A 15,675-nucleotide genomic window follows, 5' to 3' on the forward strand; every position below is an offset into this window, starting at 1 on the left:
AGCCGAGTTTGAGGCACTATACGAACAGAGTCAGGCAGCCATTCCAGTGGCAGCCTGACTCAAACACAATAGCCTCCGCGATACCCGGGGCGGTTCAGTGCCAGGCTGGGTGATGGTGTATGCCGACTCCTTCACCGCCGCCAATAGTGCAGCTGAAAAAATGCAGGTGACCTGGGCTGCAGGCGACACGGCCAACGTGTCGGAGCAGGACCTGCTCGACCACGGCGCCAAACTGATCGACGATCCCGCGGTCGGCTCCCTGGTATGGCCCGATGAAGGTGTCGACGAAGCATTCGCCAAGGCGAAATCGACCTTGGAGCGTACCTACAGCACGGCGAGCGTCCTGCACTTCCAACTGGAACCGCTCAACGCACTGGCGTTCGAGAAGGACGGTATCTGGGAAATCCACACCGGCAACCAGTGGCAGTCGCTGATCCTGCCGGTACTAGCGAAGGCGCTCGGGGGCGGCCAGGACAAGATCATCATGCGCAGCTATCTGTTAGGCGGCGGCTTCGGGCGCAGGCTCAACGGCGACTATGCCGTGCCGGCGGCGCTGGCGGCCAAGCCATCGGCAAGCCGGTGAAGATGCTCTGCACCCGCGCCGACGATGTGCGCTTCGACTCCATCCGTTCGCCCTCGATCCAACGCCTGCGCCTGGCCTTCGGCGAAGGCGGCAGCGTAATTGCCATGGAGCATCATGCCGCCGCTGGCTGGCCGACCCAGATCATGGTGCCGGACTTCATGCCCAAGGGCGCGAATGGCGTGCCTTACGACCCCTTCGCGATAGCCGGGGCCGACCACTGGTATTCGGTCGGCGCGCATCGGGTACGCGCCCTGTCCAACGACCTCGCCAACCGCACCTTCCGACCCGGTTGGTTGCGTTCGGTTGGGCCGGGCTGGACCAACTGGGCCCTGGAGTGCTTCATGGATGAGGCCGCCCACTCGGTCGATGCCGATCCGCTCGCCTTCCGCCTCGCCCTGCTCGATGGCAAAGGCAGGAACGCCGGTAGCGCACCCAATGCAGTCGGCGGCGCCACCCGTCAGGCCAAGGTGCTCAAGCGCGCAGCGGAAAAAACCAACTGGGGCGGCACACTGCCGGCAGACAGCGGGCTGGGCATCGCCACCACCTTCGGTCAGGAGCGCGGCATGCCGACCTGGCTCGCCTGCGTGGCCCGCGTGAAGGTTGATCGTGCCAGCGGCGTGGTGAAGCTGGAAAAACTCACCATCGTTGTCGACGCGGGCACCATTGTGCATCCCGATGGCGCTCTCGCGCAGATGGAGGGGGCCGCCCTCTGGGGCGTGAGCATGACGCTGCACGAAGGCACGCAGATCGAGAAAGGGGAGGTGAAGGACACCAATCTCGACACCTACACGCCGTTGCGGATGGGTGACGTCCCCGAGATGGAGATCGAATTCCTCCCGAGCACCGAAGCCGCGGTCGGCCTGGGTGAGCCCGCTACCACAGTGGTCGGTCCCGCGATCGGCAATGCGATTTTCGCTGCCGTCGGCGCTCGACTTCGCCACCTGCCGATACGGCCCGCTGACATCCTGCAAGCACTCGAAAAAACATCCTGAGTCCGGGTCTTCGGGCCACATGGATCAGGTTGGCGGTCTCAAGAACAAGCGGGTGTTATCACTATGGCGGTTAGGCTTGGAATATTGGCGAAATTACGGGCAGGAAATCCGCCGCGACACCCTGGAGGAAATGGAGCAAGCCCTGCGCCTGGAAGTGCACCTGCAGGCGCGGGGTTTGGACTAGATTTGTGGGGAACACTCAGACTACGACCCCTTTAGTTCGCTACAACTTCCAGCGCAACTCGCTGGTCTTTAGCAAAAATCTATAAGCTCCCGGGCCGTTCGCAGGCTGCCTGCCAATGGTTTTGATGTGAGGAAAAGTCACTAACGAAGTGTATCGGGGCGATTACTGCATCACCAACATCCCCAACCGTCCTGGTCGGGATCTGCCAGGCGAGCGCCTCGCAAGCATGTATCGCAAGCGGCAACTGTTTGTGCTTATCCAGCACCGTTCAGCTGTGGGTTGTGGTTACTACTTCACCGTCACGGTGAACAGCACATCCTATACCGCGTTCAAAACTCTTCAGGAGCTGCATCATTGGCTCAATGCCTATGGCCTGAAGGTGGTTGATGAGCGAAAACAGGAAATGATCACGATCAGTACAATCGTGCCGAACGCGGCCTTCAAATCCTGGCAACCACTTCAGTCCTCGATCACACCAATGACGCTGGTCCACTCGCCTGACGCGATTTTTACCGGGTGCACCTGAATCCGGGTGTCGGGCGCAAACACGAACATTGGCTTCAGTTCTTCAATGTGTGCGGCAAGCCCCTTCGACTGATGCCCGTCGGGATAATGCACGACGATATCCTGGGCGTGACTCTCCTGCAGTCGGTCCCACTTCTGGTTGGTGTAGACATCGAAGTCGAGGGTATCGAAGGTTGCCGGATGAGCCTTGCCGATACGTTCAGCCTCCTGGTACGGTTGACGGAAGTCTGGGGAGCAGGTCAGTGTGTAGTGGTCTAATGAAACCGGACACCCATTTAGGCGAGAATGCTCGCCAGATCGAGGTGTCAGATGACCAAACAACGCCGTTCCTTTTCTGCTGAATTCAAACGCGAGGCTGCCGACCTCGTGCTCAAGCAAAACTACAGCTACATCGAAGCCAGCCGTTCACTCGGCGTCGGCGAGTCAGCCCTGCGCCGCTGGGTTGATCAGGTTCAGCAGGAACGCCAAGGTGTTACGCCGCAGAGCAAAGCATTGACCCCGGAACAGCAGAAAATTCAGGAGCTGGAAGCCCGGATTGCCCGCATTGAACGGGAAAAATCCATATTAAAATCTATGGTCACCCCCTTTTTTGCAATGCTGATTCATGGGCGAAGTAGTTGGCTTGCTTAAATCTATCCGGCGTCTATTGGATGATTCACTCGCGCCATGATGAGAGTCGCGCCTGACGATCCTGAAAAGGCTAACGGCTTCTCGCTGAGCCAATTTTTAAAACAGGTTCTTCGTCAGGCCGGTAGGCCGTTTACGTCATCCATTATTCAGCTATCGCAAAACCTGAAAGGTAAATCGTGGTAAAGCAACAACCGCAGGGTCATGCGTTCAGCGCGTCTGGCCCTGCTTCGTATTCGGTGTGGTGTGCAGAAATTGCCCAGGCTATACGGGCTAGCTTGTTGGCCAGCGCGCAGGCAACTACGTTGGAATGCCTCCGTGTTAGCAGAGATCTTACCCAGTCCGCCAGCGCCCCTTTCTGCCGCTCCAGATGTTGCATGTAGACCCTTGCGCATTGCACCAGCAGGCGCCTGAGATTTTTGTCGCCCCGCTTGCTGATGCCTAGCAAATTCGCCCGTCCGCCCGTGCTGTATTGCCTCGGCACAAGTCCCACAGACGCTGCGAAATCACGGCTGCAACCATATTGCTGACCATCGCCCATTTCCACAGCCAGCAGGCTGGCGGTGATCGGCCCCACACACGGGATGCTCAGCAAACGGCGACCTAGATCATCGTCGGCCAGTTGGCCCGCTACCTCTTTATCCAACTCCTTGATCTGCTCATCCAGGTAGACGAAATGATCGTGCAAACGCTGCAGCAACACCGTCAGCCGAACAGGCAGTTCATGCTCAGCCAAAACAACCGCCAGACGCTTCATGATGGCCAAACCTTTGGGCAGGCTGACGCCAAATTCCAATAGAAAACCGTGCATCTGATTAGCGGTTCTGGTGCGATCACGCACCAACGTTTCGCGCATTCGATGGAGCACAGAAAGGGTTTGCTGGGATTCAGTCTTGGGTGTAACGAAACGCATCGAAGGACGAGAAGCGGCTTCGCAAATCGCCTCAGCGTCGACAAAGTCGTTTTTGTTGCCCTTGACGAAGGGCTTAACGAACTGCGGGGAAATCAGCTTGGCAGTGTGTCCAATTGCCGCCAACTGACGAGCAACATAGTTCGACCCCGCACAGGCCTCCATTGCCACGACACAGCTCGGCGAGCTGGCGAAAAACTGCATCATTTGCGCCCGTGAACATTTTTTGCGAAACAGCTCCCGGCCTGATTTATCCTGGCCGTGCAGATGGAACGTATGTTTACCGAGATCAATGCCTATCAGCGCTGACTCGCTCATGATGATGCCCTCCGAAAATAAAACACCCTGCTAAAGCGTAGCCCTCGCAAGGTGTGGGGGTGACCATCTCATTAGGCTACCGCGCTCTTGATGTCGGAAGATCACGAGCCTACGCGCTGATCAATCAGCTGAGCGTCCATGAGCCGGTTGATTGGCTGTGCAAGGTGTTTGAAGTCACCCGCTCGTGCTACTACGCCCAGCGCCTTAGGCGCCGCACGCCCGATGTTGAACGGCTTCGGTTGCGCAGCCGGGTGAGCGAGTTGTTCACGCAAAGCCGTAGCGCTGCCGGCAGCCGCAGCATCTTGTCGCTGATGCGTGAAGACGGTGAGCAGCTTGGTCGGTTCAAAGTGCGCAGCTTGATGCGCGAGCTTGATTTAGTCAGTAAACAACCCGGATCACATGCCTACAAACGAGCGACGGTAGAGCGACTCGATATCCCGAACATCTTGAATCGGGAGTTCGATGTCCCGGCCCCCAACCAAGTGTGGTGCGGCGACATCACCTACATTTGGGCCCAGGGGAAATGGCATTACCTGGCTGTCGTGCTGGATCTTTGCACGCGCCGGGTGGTGGGCTGGGGGTTATCGGAAAAGCCGGACGCCGATCTGGTGATCAAGGCGTTGGATATGGCTTACGAGCAACGAGGAAGACCTCAGGGCCTGCTGTTTCACTCAGATCAAGGGTCCCAGTATGCAAGTCGTTTATTTCGTCAGCGATTGTGGCGTTATCGCATGCGCCAGAGCATGAGTCGCCGGGGGAATTGCTGGGACAACGCGCCAATGGAGCGCGTGTTCCGCAGCTTGAAAACGGAATGGATACCGACCACGGGCTACAGAACGGCTCAAGAAGCCCAGCGCGATATCAGCCACTTCTTGATGCATCGGTACAACTGGGTTCGACCCCATCAATTCAACGGCGGGCTGGCGCCAGCTCGCGCCGAAGAAAAACTTAACGTCGTGTCCGGGATTAGTTGACCACTACATCAATCGTTTTGGCGACTACACCCTGGACCTCGATCGGAAGATCAAACCGATTGACTACAAAATTCAGTTTTAGCTTTTAAATCATAAGCTTAATTGCATTTTGGCGAATTTGGCGCGAATCCCGGCCAACCCTCAAGATGGCCATTTCACCGTGAGTTTTTGCTGACCGAAAGGGATCTTGATGCTGACAGGCCCTTGCTGAACCGGCTGATTTAACGACTCAAGTTTCATCGGAACAAAAGCGGGCGGCGCCGGCGGCTGACCATCGCTATAAACAGGAATCCATTTTCGAACCAGGTTGGCGTTGATCCCGTGGCGCTAAGTAGCGCTGGCCATCGATACGCCTGGTGTCAGGCATTCCTGGACGACTTCGACTTTAAACGGTTTGGGATAAGAGGTTCTTTGGCGCATGGAAATCCGGAGATAAGGGCGAAGGTGTCCACGTACTTTATAAGTGGAGAACATCGCCCTTAGCGCTGAAGTCGGGTAGGTGACTTCGCCGGACGGTTACGCTGCACCCTCGTCTTCGATGCGTTGTGAAATCTTGATCCAAAAGGAGCGATTTAGAACCGAACCGGCATGCCAAAACCCGGTTAGTCGAATTGTGTGCCTTTTTGAATCAGCTCGACTTTGTACCCGTTGGGATCTTCAATGAAAGCGATTATCGTGCGTCCATGTTTCATGACACCTGCTGGCCGAGGAACGCGATAACCCAGAATTGCTGCGCGATTGCACACCGCTTCTGCATCCTCAACCTCGATAGCGACATGCCCGTAAGCATCGCCAAGTTCATAGCTATCCTGTCCCCAATTTCGCGTCAGTTCCAAGACGGCAGATTCTGTCTCCGGACCATACCCGAGGAAAGCAAGGGTGAATTTGCCCTCCGGATAGTCTTTCCGTCTCAAAAGGCTCATGCCGAGCACTTTGGTGTAGAAGTGAATGGTTTTATCCAGATCTACTACGCGTAGCATGGTATGTAGGATGCGCATTAGTTTCTCCGCTGCAGCGTCGGCCCGCAAGGCCGACATCTCTTAGAAGGCTTTCTCTAACAGAGACGAAAGCCGTGCGTCCACGCCCTATCTATCGCGAGCCTTTGAGGCCAGAAGATTAAGGTGATTGGATGCCTTTGCGAGGCCGATGTTAAGCTTACACTGGATTCACAAAAAGTGACAAAAAGTGAGCAGTGCCATCACAAAAGGAAAATGTCTTGAAGCTTTCACAGCTCGGTTTTTTTTGCGCCGTCGTAGAGCACGGCACAATAGCCGCCGCCGCCGTACAGCTGCATTGCGTACCTTCGAACATCACAGCAAGGCTACGAGAGCTTGAAGACCAGCTGGGTGTCGTCCTGTTCAACCGAGAAAAAAACCGGTTGCTGGTTACACCCGAAGGTAGGCTGGTCTACCGCAACGCAAAGTTGCTCGTCGATCTGGCGGCTGAAACACGCTCGCTTTTTTCGACCGATTCCATTAATGGTGTGCTTCGAGTCGGGGCGCTGGATGTGGCGCTGGCTAATCATCTGCCCCAGCGTCTCGTACGGTACCGTCTGGAGGCGCCGGGGGTAGATCTCCACATCCGTCCGGAGCACTCGCTACACTTGGAGCGACTATTGATCGATGGCGAGCTTGATCTGATCCTCACTGATGGTCCAATTGAGCATCCGTTGCTTGAAAGCCGCTTAGCCTTTCGTGAGCGCTTACTGAGAGTGGTACCGAAGGCTTTCTCCTCGCCCACCCCCGGAAGCTTGGCTGGACTTGAACTGTATGTATTTGGTCGCACCTGTCACTACAGATACCAGGTTGACAACTGGCTTGAAAGCAACGGCATCCAGCCTCGGGCGATTTTGGAAATCGAGTCGTATCCGAGTATTTTTGCATGTATAGCAGAAGGGTTAGGCTTCGCCTGTGTTCCGGAAAGTTATGTCGACCTTTACGCTAGCCAAGCGGATACATTTCAGGCCGATCATGTGCCTGGCCTGGACTCGAGCGATATCTATTTCGTCTGGCGAAAAAGTCAGCAGTCGCCCTTAATAAAAAACTTCATCGAGATAATTGATATTCAGAGCAATTGGTCGTTACCGAGTCCAAAAAAGCCGCGCTGGTGCTGATCATGGTGGACGGTAAAGGGTACCCCGCACGTAAAAGATACGTTGTTAAGCAGAAACCAGCGAATACCTTCCTGACGAAAATGAAGGGGGACTGCGATTTTTGTCAATGCCAAGACCCGGGGTCGACGCCACTTACCGCAACCAATACCTGAACCACGGGCAGTTGGAACCGCCTTCTGCGCTGGCCAATTTAATCCGGGCGGTTCGCTGGAGGTCTGGCTGCCGAATCAGGCGCCGGACATGTTTCGTGCGGACATAGTCAAACACACTGGTCTGGAGCTTTCCCGCATCACATTGCATTCGCCGCTGCTGGGTGGATTCTTCGGGCGGCATTTTCTGTACGATTCCGCCAGCCGGTACCTGCAGGCCATCAAATTGGCCAAGGCCGTGGGGCTAACGGTGAAACTAATTTGGAGTCGCGAGGAAGAGTTCCTGCAGGACGTGCTCCGTCCTGTGGCCGCAGTGAATTTCCGTGGTGCGCTGGATAACGACGGCTGGCCGCTGGCAATCGAAGCGATCAGTGCCACTGAAGGGGCCGCCGAGGCCATCGCGGGCAAGCAGGGTGAAAAACTCGACCCCACGGCGCTCGGAGGGTCGTTAGGCAAGTCATACAGTTTGACTGCATCTTCGAACCTGATCGAGCTCGGGAGGCCTGGAATAGAGCCTTTTCTTGGCTTCATTCAGTGGGACCAGGGAAAAGATTCAACGTGCAAAAGGGTAGGAGTATCTAATTCCATATTCGTTTAAGCCATGACTTGAAAAACGTCGAAATCGCTTACATATTTCCCGTCGTCAGGGGCCGGAGCAGGGTGTTCCGTGTCTCCTGTTCGAGATCATGTCAGTCAGATGGAAGGAGGATTGTCATGTACGTGTCCCTTCTTAATCTGTCGAGCGATCCCATTGCCGAGTTCGAGAGGCTGCAGCGCGAACTTCAACAAGTCCTGGTCTCGGGCGCCCGGGCAGTATTCGCGCCTTGGCCAGTGACGCTTTTCCTGCCGTCAACGTAGGAAGCACGCCGTCCAGCATGCAGATCTTCGCCGTCGTTCCGGGCGTCGATCCGAACGACCTCGATCTGCAGATTTACCGAGGGTTGCTATCGATTTCTGGCGAGCGCCGGCCGGTGCGCAGTGCAGATGAGGGCAATTGCTCCGTGTATGCCAACGAGCGTTTTTCCGGACGCTTCAAGCGTACTGTGAGCCTCAACGATGAGGTCGATACCGACAAGGTAGAAGCTCACTGTTGCGACGGTGTTCTGCGCATCTTGCTACCTCGGCGTGAGGTGGCGCAGCCCAGGCGCATAGCCATTCAGTAACAGCATCGGTTTGAAGGAGGAATCACCATGAACGACAAGCAAACAGTCGTGCGCAGTGAGACTGAAACCCAAACACTGCTGCCGCGTGTCGATGTCTTCGAAGATGACAACGGAATCCAATTGTTTGCCGACCTTCCGGGCGTGCCCAAGGAACGTCTCGTGGTCAATGTGGAAGGTGACACGCTTTTGCTGGAAGGGGAGATCATGCCGCAGATGTCCCAACACCTGGAGGCCGTCTACGCCGAGGTCCAGCTGTCACGATTCAGACGAGCCTTTACCTTGAGCTTTGAGCTGGATACGACCCGGATCGACGCTGAGTTACGGGACGGCGTGCTGAGCTTGCGCGTTCCCAAACATGCGCATGCCCAGCCTGGCAAGATTGTCGTGAAAGGCGAGTAGGGCCTTGAGTGTGCGGAGGTCGACCCCATGGACAAACTAGCTGAACTCAAGCATGGCCTGGTGGAAACTTGGTATTCGCTGGGCGAGGGCTGGCGTCAGCTTCGTGATCGTACCAGCGAGGCGCTGACGCGCTTCACGCCCGTCAACCGGAGCAGGAGCTCGTCGGAGGTTCCTTCCTCGTCACCGGCACTTGCCTCGAACTGGGGATTGCTGGCCGGTGATCTTTACGAGGATGGCGACCAGATCGTCGTTCGCCTTGATGTGCCGGGAATGGTGAAGGAGGATCTGAATCTGGAAGTGCGAGGAGATGCCCTGATCATTAGCGATGAAAAGCACATCGAGCAGGAGCAGGGTAATGGGCGTTATTGAATCGCCCCGGGTTTTCTAGACACTCTCAAGGCTCGCTGCGTAACGCTTTTCAAACTCTACCGGTGACAGCTGATTGTTGAAACTGTGGCGTCGTTTTGGGTTGTAAAACATCTCGATGTAATCGAACACATCATCTCGAGCATCCTGGCGTGTAGTGTAGATTTTACGCTTGATCCGTTCCCGCTTCAGCAACTGGAAAAAGCTCTCCGCCACAGCGTTGTCGTGGCAATTACCTCGACGACTCATGCTGGCTACCAGGTTGTTAGCTTTCAAGAAGCTTCGCCAGTCTGAGCTGCTGTACTGACTGCCTTGATCCGAGTGGATCATCACCTCTTGCTTCGGCTTACGTCTCCAAACCGCCATCAGCAGTGCATCAATGGCTACGTCGCTGGTCATCTGCGACTTCATTGACCAACCAATGATCTGGCGTGAAAACAGATCGAGCACCACGGCCAAATACAGCCAGCCTTCATATGTTCGGATGTAGGTAATGTCTGTGACCCAAACTTTGTTGGGTTCTCTGACATCGAATTGGCGCTTCAGTAAGTTCGGTGAGGCAACGGCTGGCTTACCACCGTATTTTCCAGGCCTCCGTCGATACCCAGTCTGAGAACGTAAACCTTCAAGGCGCATCAACCTAGCCACCCGGTGACGGCCACAGCTCTCACCAACCTCTCGCAGGTCATCATGGATCTTTCGATAGCCATAAACGCCACCGCTTTCCAGCCAGGAGTGTTTGATCAATCCAAGCAGTCGCTGATCGTCCTTGGCTCGCGCAGATTTTGGTTCTGACAGCCACGCGTAGTAGCCGCTGGGATGAACCTTGAGCGTCAGGCAAAGCCGTCGAATCGCGTAATGACCCGCTTGCTGCTTAATAAAGGCGTACTTCAGCCGCACTCCTTGGCAAAGTACGCGGCGGCCTTTTTTAAGATGTCTCGCTCCTCCGTCACCCGTTTCAGCTCGGCACGTAGACGACGAACCTCAGCGCTCTGATCATCCTCCTCAACGCGCTGTTCCTGGGGCTTGGTGTAGCGCTTAACCCAGGCATAGAGGCTGTGCACAGACACACCCAATCGTGCAGCCACCTCCGAGACAGGAAGCTGCTTTTCGGTCACTTGCTTGACCGCCTGGATTTTGAATTCTTCGGGATAACGCTGGTTGCTCATGGCACCTCCTAATGGGCCTCATTTTAAGGCTTGGAGGTGTCTACGAAACTAGGGGCGATTCATATCGCGTCCGGCAGTGCACCTTCGGCAGTTTCCGGCGCACCTTTCAGCTTCCCGCTCCGGTCAATGCCGAGCAGGCGAGAGCTAGATGCAGCAACGGCGTGTTGCGTGTCGAACTGCCCAAGGAAAAGCGCGCGCGTGGCAGGCGGATCGAGGTTCGCTCGGGTTGATACTGCGACTTCATCTTGTCTGTCGCAGGCAAGGGACACCCCTCGTCACCTGGACTGCCCGCCCGCCACAAACTCGCGGGCGGGCAGTTCTTGAACCGGGGGAGTAGAGAGTGTCAGCGCTCACCACGCCAGATTACTTTGTGCCATTACGCAGCGTCTCAGGATCACGGCTTGAGACGCTGTCAGCAGCGGGATCCGAGACAACCAAAGCAACGAGTGCTCCTGCTGCAAACTACGGGGTATGGATTCCATGTGCTACTCGTCGTGCGCCTAGTAGTCGCCCTGGGCGCGGGCCTGGAGTCCGACGCGCCAGTCCTGGTCAAGCTGGTCGTCGGTGCCGAGTTGAGAGATGTCCTTTTCTACCGGTCGGGGACCATGCACCTCGGGGAGCATTTGAAAGTGTCCGTTCGAAGGCATACGATCGAGAGTCTACATGCAAGCTACAGCGCCGCCACGGTGACACCACGCCGGATGCGGTCAGCAGACCGGGAGGTGTTACTTGAAATGCACAACCGATATGCCCGCCAGTGTCATCACGACACTCACCTACCTGGTCAAGCACGATGCGAAGCCCTATGTGCATACCGAGGCTCTGACCGGCGACAGTGAACCGCATTCCTTTGCCGAGCAGGAGGAGCGCGAGGTCACGATACACAACGGTCGTCCGTTGGCAGACAGCCTTTCTCTGGACAAGCAGGGGTTCGAATTCCATCGGCGGGATACGGTGGTCGACGACCTCTACGACGATACCTCAGTGGAAAACGTCTACTATGAAGAGGTCAAGGCCTTGATCAAGGAGTTGACGGGCGCGGGCCGGGTCATCATCTTCGACCACACCAGGCGCAGCGACGCCGAGGGGCGGGATGTTCGCGGCCCAGCCAGCCGTGTGCATAATGACTACACAGAGCGCTAGGGGCCTGAACGTATCCGCGACGCGCTGGGCATGGATCAGGCCGCCACACTGGCAGCGGTGCCGGTGGCCCAGATCAACCTCTGGCGCCCGATGAGCGGGCCCGTTAAGCGCTCGCCGCTGGCCGTGCTGGACGCCTCGACGCTCGACCCCAATGACCTACTGGCCACCGCCCTGGTCTATCCGGATCGTATCGGTGAGATCTACCACCTGGCCTACAATCCGCACCAGCGCTGGTACTATTTTCCGGACATGCTCCGTGACGAAGTCTTGCTGATCAAGGGGTATGACTCGCGTCACGACGGCCGAGCCCGCTTCACGCCCCATACCGCCTTCCGGGACCCAAATACGCCGCCGGGAGCCCCACCGCGCGAGAGTATCGAAGTTCGCACCCTGGCCTTCTTTGATTAAGTTTTTGCCACCTGGCGGATAGCTGATCCACCCATGACTGCAGAGCCCTCGGCTACGGTGTGGTTGATGCCAAACCGATGTCGCTCTCTAGCGATTTCGTCCGCGCACCAACGAAAGCTCAATCATCCGACTCATCTCGGCGAGCTCTGGAACCCCGTCATAGCGAAGCCCGTCAATGTAAAACGCTGGGGTGCCATTCACGCCGCTTCGTTCGCCGCCATTAAAGTCGGATTGTATTTTGGGGAGGTAAATATCGTCCTGCATGGCAAGAACGCGTTCTTTGCTGGAGAGGCCGTGTTTTTGAACGATGGCCCGAAATAGCGGCAGGCCCAATCGATCCTGATGTTCATACAATTCGTCGTGAGCCTCCCAGAAAAATCCCCGACTCCCGGCATACTCCGCGGTGACAGCTGCACCGAGCGCATGCGGGTGAGCGGTGGTCAATGGGAAGTTACGGAACACGAACTGTAGATCCTCGAGAAAATGCTGCTGTAGCTTTTTGACGACCCAATACGCTAAACCGCAGTAAGGACATTCATAGTCGCCAAATTCCACCAGGGTGACCTTGGCATGCGCACTGCCCTGGCGATGGTCGTTGTCACTTACCGGGACTTTGAGAGTGGCCATGTGATCACCTGTTAATTTTTGGTTTGCGTGCCTTGTGGCGAATTCGCCAGAGCATCCAACGCATCCAAAATGCCGTCTGCCCCAGGATTGATTGCCATCGGTGAGACGTAGCTCCAGGCGATCAGCCCCTCCTTGTCGATCACGAACAGCGCCCGCTTACAAACCCCCAGGTGGGAATCGTATGCTCCATACTGTCGCGCCACAGCCCCAGTGGGCTCGAAATCGGCCAGCAGGCTGAAGTGAAAATTCCGATCTTTGGCAAAGGCCTGATGGCACCAAGCGCTGTCGACGGAGATACCCAGTAATCCCATAAACTTGTCTCAGAAGTAGTTCGCTTACATACTCAAAGACACAACTATTACGCTTCAACGCGTGCTAGCGAATGAAAGCGATGCGCTATCGGTGATCATGGCGATTTTGTCAGACGAAGCATTTTTTCGATGGTTACCCGACGATCAAGAAGAGATTACCCGTGAATTCGGCTGCGATGGTCATACGGTTCAGTCATGGATCACAACGACACCCTAGCCGCGCTCGAGGCGTCATCGCAGACTATTCTTGATCTGGGTAACCGACCGGTCACACCGAAGGAGGTCACTCGTTTATGCACTGTGTCCTATTCGAAATCCGCCGCGGTTCGATCTGATGCATGAAGGCAAATCGATCCGCGCCGTCATCGAGTTCTGATGAACTACCGGTCTGGGGCACGGCCCCAGGCACTTTTGTCTGACACCCTAAAACGGAGACGCCAGCATGAGCACCTTGCAACTTCACCTTGCACTGGACAATGGTATCCAACCCGCCGCCGCGAATTTCACAGGTGGCACCCTGCAATGCCTGTGTGTGACCGACAAGGTCGAGGTCAAGATCGACGCACAAACTCTGCATAACCACGCGTGCGGCTGCAGCAAATGCTGGAAACCACAAAACGCGACATTCGCCGTTATCGCCGTGGTGCCTCGAGATAAGGTCAGCGTCATTGCCCACGGCGAAAAGCTGGTGATTGTCGACGAATCCGCCACCATCCAACGCCACGCCTGCAAGCAGTGTCACGCCCATCTCTTTGGGCGCATCGAGAACAAGGACCATGCGTTTTATGGCCTGGACTTCGTCCACACCGAGCTTTCGCCACAGAGCGGATGGGCTGCGCCGGGATTCGCGGCGTTCGTGTCCTCCATCATCGAAACCGGAACACCGCCAGCGCAAATGAAGGCTATCCGCGAGCGCTTGCGCTCGATCGGCCTGGAACCCTATGACTGCCTGTCCCCAGATTTGATGGACGCACTGGCGACTCATGTCGCCAAACAGAAAGGCCTGCTCCCCGCCGCCTGATTGATCGGTCGCCGCGGTTTCTTTTCCGGACCGCGGTCCGATTCACCTTTGATGTTGTGCGCCCCACATAATTAACTGGGGCCACCTAAAGCGGCCGCGAAAGACCGAGCGCGCGTATAGCGTCATTGTTGTTGCCGATGATTGCAATTTGATGACCATTCTTTGGGCGGATGCTTCGGAGGCGACACCGTCAAGACAGTTCGATTACAAGTCTGCCATGCCAATGGGGTAGGGATGCGGTGCATTTATACGGCCTTTCAATCTTTTCACGAATTCTTCGGCTTCTGCATAGCTGCGAAACTTAACGCACCATGCGTTCATCCAAACGAGCCAGTCGTCCGACGTACTTCCTCTTTCGACTTTTATCAGCATCACTAGAATTCCTTCGTGTGGTGACTCAGCCGCGTTGAACCTAGGAGGGTGTAGACAAAATAAAGTAAACTCCTTGCCTCTCTTATATACAGCATTGCCATGCCTAAAACTGGACGCCCGCCCGCAATTGCTGCGGAGCATTACCCACTGCTGACCAAGCTTGCTCATGCGCAGCCCTATTCCAGTCAGGCCGAATTGGCGCAAGCATTCCATGCTGAAACATGCATCACCGCTCATCCCGACACGTTCGCAAAGGCGTTGAAACTGGCGGGGATTGTTCGTGTAAAGGAACGGGCCAAAGGTAGTTTCCAACCTCCCGAACCTCGTAAGTCTTATGGCTACACCGAGGCACACCGGCGTCAGTTGCCGGAGCAGCGCTACCCCAGTTGCCTGACCGACGCCGAATGGACGCTGGTCGCAGATTTGTTTGAAGTATCGGGCGGTCGTGGCGTGCCACCCCGGCACTCCAGGCGCACGCTCCTGGAGGCTTGCTGCTATGTCGTGCGCACTGGATGCTCATGGCGAATGCTGCCTCGCGAGTTTCCACATTGGGACAATGTCTATAAAACTTTCCGCCGCTGGAGCGCTCAGGGCAAATTTGAGCAAATGCATGATCGGCTTCGTGCCCAATGGCGAGAGCGGGTGGATCGTGATGAAAAGCCGTCAGCCGCTGTTCTGGATTCTCAATCAACTCGTAGCTCGCCCCAGGGTGGTGAAAGTGGTTACGACGCAGGCAAGAAGGTGAAAGGGCGCAAGCGCAGTCTCATCGTTGATACCTTAGGCTTGCTCTTGGCGGTGAGCATCAGTGCAGCCAGCGTGCAGGATCGAGATGCGGCAGACGACGCGGTGACGTCCTCGATGAGCAAGTACCCATCATTGAATACCCTGTTCGTCGACAGTGCCTATGCCGGAAAGTGGGCCCAGCGCACGCGGCACAGTCATTCGCTTGAAGTTCAAGTCATTCGAGGGCCAAACAATCGACGTACCGGGAAGTGGCATTCAGAACAAGGCGATTTGTTCACGACAGCGCCGGTTACAAGCGGCTTTGTGGTTATGCCCAAGCGCTGGGTAGTGGAACGAACTCACGCCTGGAATGAGCGGGCCAGGCGCTTGATCATGCACCACGATCGCTTGTTCGATGTGAGTGCAGCATGGGTGTGGCTGGCCGAGGCCCGGATGCTTGCTCGTCGGCTGACTACTTGATTTTGTCTACACCCTCTAAGGAAGGTCTGAAGTACCCACCGATTTTTGAGGCCCTCGCTGCTTGAGGTTCAAAAAATCCAAGTCGGCCGAAAAACAGACCCTTCTTGTCTTTAATTCA

14 protein-coding genes and 5 pseudogenes are annotated in these 15,675 nt (G+C 56.2%); 13 read left to right on the forward strand and 6 right to left on the reverse strand.

Going from position 1 to position 15,675, the window contains the following annotated elements; translation table 11 throughout:
• Positions 1–160 precede the first annotated feature (160 nt).
• Positions 161–915, forward strand: a pseudogene (locus ACZRMO_RS29785) (molybdopterin cofactor-binding domain-containing protein); the annotation flags it as partial.
• A gap of 231 nt (positions 916–1,146) precedes the next feature.
• Positions 1,147–1,575, forward strand: a complete 429-nt coding sequence (locus ACZRMO_RS29790) for a molybdopterin cofactor-binding domain-containing protein (RefSeq protein WP_463975237.1) — start codon at positions 1,147–1,149, stop codon at positions 1,573–1,575.
• A 643-nt stretch (positions 1,576–2,218) separates the two neighbouring features.
• Here the strand turns inward: ACZRMO_RS29790 and ACZRMO_RS29795 are convergent.
• Entirely contained in the window at positions 2,219–2,605 is a 387-nt protein-coding gene (locus tag ACZRMO_RS29795; protein ID WP_200657279.1) for a nuclear transport factor 2 family protein, read from the reverse strand.
• Between ACZRMO_RS29795 and ACZRMO_RS29800 the strand changes: the two are divergent.
• A pseudogene (locus ACZRMO_RS29800) lies at positions 2,594–2,854 on the forward strand (transposase); the annotation flags it as partial. The gene ACZRMO_RS29795 and the pseudogene ACZRMO_RS29800 sit on opposite strands and share 12 nt — an antisense overlap.
• Before the next feature lie 259 nt (positions 2,855–3,113).
• Here ACZRMO_RS29800 and ACZRMO_RS29805 read toward each other — a convergent pair.
• Entirely contained in the window at positions 3,114–4,139 is a 1,026-nt protein-coding gene (locus ACZRMO_RS29805; RefSeq protein ID WP_200657278.1) for an IS110 family RNA-guided transposase, read from the reverse strand.
• Positions 4,140–4,213: 74 nt separating this feature from the next.
• Here ACZRMO_RS29805 and ACZRMO_RS29810 point away from each other — a divergent pair.
• Positions 4,214–5,113 (forward strand): annotated as a pseudogene (locus ACZRMO_RS29810) (IS3 family transposase); the annotation flags it as partial.
• A 602-nt stretch (positions 5,114–5,715) separates the two neighbouring features.
• Here the strand turns inward: ACZRMO_RS29810 and gloA are convergent.
• Positions 5,716–6,111 (reverse strand): lactoylglutathione lyase, encoded by a 396-nt coding sequence (gene gloA / locus ACZRMO_RS29815; RefSeq protein WP_084321250.1) that lies wholly within the window; start codon positions 6,109–6,111, stop codon positions 5,716–5,718.
• Positions 6,112–6,329: 218 nt separating this feature from the next.
• Here gloA and ACZRMO_RS29820 point away from each other — a divergent pair, with 218 nt between their 5' ends.
• The 5 genes and pseudogenes from ACZRMO_RS29820 to ACZRMO_RS29840 all read left to right on the forward strand — a co-directional run bounded on the left by ACZRMO_RS29820 (position 6,330) and on the right by ACZRMO_RS29840 (position 9,306).
• Positions 6,330–7,226, forward strand: a complete 897-nt coding sequence (locus ACZRMO_RS29820) for a LysR family transcriptional regulator (RefSeq protein WP_179055911.1) — start codon at positions 6,330–6,332, stop codon at positions 7,224–7,226.
• 73 nt (positions 7,227–7,299) lie between these two features.
• Positions 7,300–7,844 (forward strand): annotated as a pseudogene (locus ACZRMO_RS29825) (molybdopterin cofactor-binding domain-containing protein); the annotation flags it as partial.
• Between the two features lie 406 nt (positions 7,845–8,250).
• Positions 8,251–8,538: an Hsp20/alpha crystallin family protein gene (locus ACZRMO_RS29830; RefSeq protein ID WP_234451294.1), complete on the forward strand. Its 288-nt coding sequence runs from the start codon at positions 8,251–8,253 to the stop codon at positions 8,536–8,538.
• A 27-nt stretch (positions 8,539–8,565) separates the two neighbouring features.
• Positions 8,566–8,937 carry an Hsp20/alpha crystallin family protein gene (locus ACZRMO_RS29835; protein ID WP_200657277.1) on the forward strand — a complete coding sequence of 124 codons (372 nt, stop codon included), beginning with the start codon at positions 8,566–8,568 and terminating at the stop codon, positions 8,935–8,937.
• Between the two features lie 27 nt (positions 8,938–8,964).
• A complete protein-coding gene (locus ACZRMO_RS29840) occupies positions 8,965–9,306 on the forward strand; it encodes an Hsp20/alpha crystallin family protein (RefSeq protein WP_463975235.1) in 342 nt (113 codons plus the stop codon).
• Between the two features lie 15 nt (positions 9,307–9,321).
• Here the strand turns inward: ACZRMO_RS29840 and ACZRMO_RS29845 are convergent.
• A protein-coding gene (locus ACZRMO_RS29845) for an IS3 family transposase (RefSeq protein WP_104502081.1) occupies positions 9,322–10,472 on the reverse strand; the annotation gives its coding sequence in 2 pieces (ribosomal slippage) (positions 9,322–10,238 and positions 10,238–10,472; 1,152 coding nt in all).
• An 11-nt stretch (positions 10,473–10,483) separates the two neighbouring features.
• Between ACZRMO_RS29845 and ACZRMO_RS29850 the strand changes: the two genes are divergently transcribed.
• Positions 10,484–10,702 carry an Hsp20/alpha crystallin family protein gene (locus ACZRMO_RS29850; protein WP_463975236.1) on the forward strand — a complete coding sequence of 73 codons (219 nt, stop codon included), beginning with the start codon at positions 10,484–10,486 and terminating at the stop codon, positions 10,700–10,702.
• 517 nt (positions 10,703–11,219) lie between these two features.
• Positions 11,220–12,023: pseudogene (locus ACZRMO_RS29855) on the forward strand (CmcJ/NvfI family oxidoreductase).
• Positions 12,024–12,110: 87 nt separating this feature from the next.
• Here ACZRMO_RS29855 and ACZRMO_RS29860 read toward each other — a convergent pair.
• Positions 12,111–12,650 carry a DsbA family protein gene (locus ACZRMO_RS29860; protein ID WP_200657275.1) on the reverse strand — a complete coding sequence of 180 codons (540 nt, stop codon included), beginning with the start codon at positions 12,648–12,650 and terminating at the stop codon, positions 12,111–12,113.
• 11 nt (positions 12,651–12,661) lie between these two features.
• The gene (locus tag ACZRMO_RS29865) at positions 12,662–12,961 is read right to left on the reverse strand and encodes a redoxin domain-containing protein (RefSeq protein ID WP_234451291.1); all 300 of its coding nucleotides are present in this window, start codon (positions 12,959–12,961) and stop codon (positions 12,662–12,664) included.
• 442 nt (positions 12,962–13,403) lie between these two features.
• On the opposite strand from ACZRMO_RS29865, the gene gfa reads away from it, so the two are divergent.
• Both gfa and ACZRMO_RS29875 read left to right on the forward strand, forming a co-directional pair.
• Positions 13,404–13,982, forward strand: coding sequence for an S-(hydroxymethyl)glutathione synthase (gene gfa, locus ACZRMO_RS29870; protein ID WP_308936174.1), 579 nt, complete (start codon positions 13,404–13,406; stop codon positions 13,980–13,982).
• Between the two features lie 471 nt (positions 13,983–14,453).
• A complete protein-coding gene (locus tag ACZRMO_RS29875) occupies positions 14,454–15,557 on the forward strand; it encodes an IS5 family transposase (protein ID WP_200657273.1) in 1,104 nt (367 codons plus the stop codon).
• Positions 15,558–15,675: the final 118 nt, after the last annotated feature.

The sequence above is a fragment of the Pseudomonas sp. B611 genome, from assembly GCF_055407965.1.

Excerpts from the sequence above, each read along its gene's own strand:
- ACZRMO_RS29790 (WP_463975237.1), top strand. The coding sequence starts at position 1,147 with ATGCCGACCTGGCTCGCCTGCGTGGCCCGCGTGAAGGTTGATCGTGCC.
- ACZRMO_RS29805 (WP_200657278.1), bottom strand. The coding sequence starts at position 4,139 with ATGAGCGAGTCAGCGCTGATAGGCATTGATCTCGGTAAACATACGTTC.
- gloA (WP_084321250.1), bottom strand. The coding sequence starts at position 6,111 with ATGCGCATCCTACATACCATGCTACGCGTAGTAGATCTGGATAAAACC.
- ACZRMO_RS29830 (WP_234451294.1), top strand. The coding sequence starts at position 8,251 with ATGCAGATCTTCGCCGTCGTTCCGGGCGTCGATCCGAACGACCTCGAT.
- ACZRMO_RS29835 (WP_200657277.1), top strand. The coding sequence starts at position 8,566 with ATGAACGACAAGCAAACAGTCGTGCGCAGTGAGACTGAAACCCAAACA.
- ACZRMO_RS29840 (WP_463975235.1), top strand. The coding sequence starts at position 8,965 with ATGGACAAACTAGCTGAACTCAAGCATGGCCTGGTGGAAACTTGGTAT.
- ACZRMO_RS29850 (WP_463975236.1), top strand. The coding sequence starts at position 10,484 with ATGGGCCTCATTTTAAGGCTTGGAGGTGTCTACGAAACTAGGGGCGAT.
- ACZRMO_RS29860 (WP_200657275.1), bottom strand. The coding sequence starts at position 12,650 with ATGGCCACTCTCAAAGTCCCGGTAAGTGACAACGACCATCGCCAGGGC.
- ACZRMO_RS29865 (WP_234451291.1), bottom strand. The coding sequence starts at position 12,961 with ATGGGATTACTGGGTATCTCCGTCGACAGCGCTTGGTGCCATCAGGCC.
- gfa (WP_308936174.1), top strand. The coding sequence starts at position 13,404 with ATGAGCACCTTGCAACTTCACCTTGCACTGGACAATGGTATCCAACCC.
- ACZRMO_RS29875 (WP_200657273.1), top strand. The coding sequence starts at position 14,454 with ATGCCTAAAACTGGACGCCCGCCCGCAATTGCTGCGGAGCATTACCCA.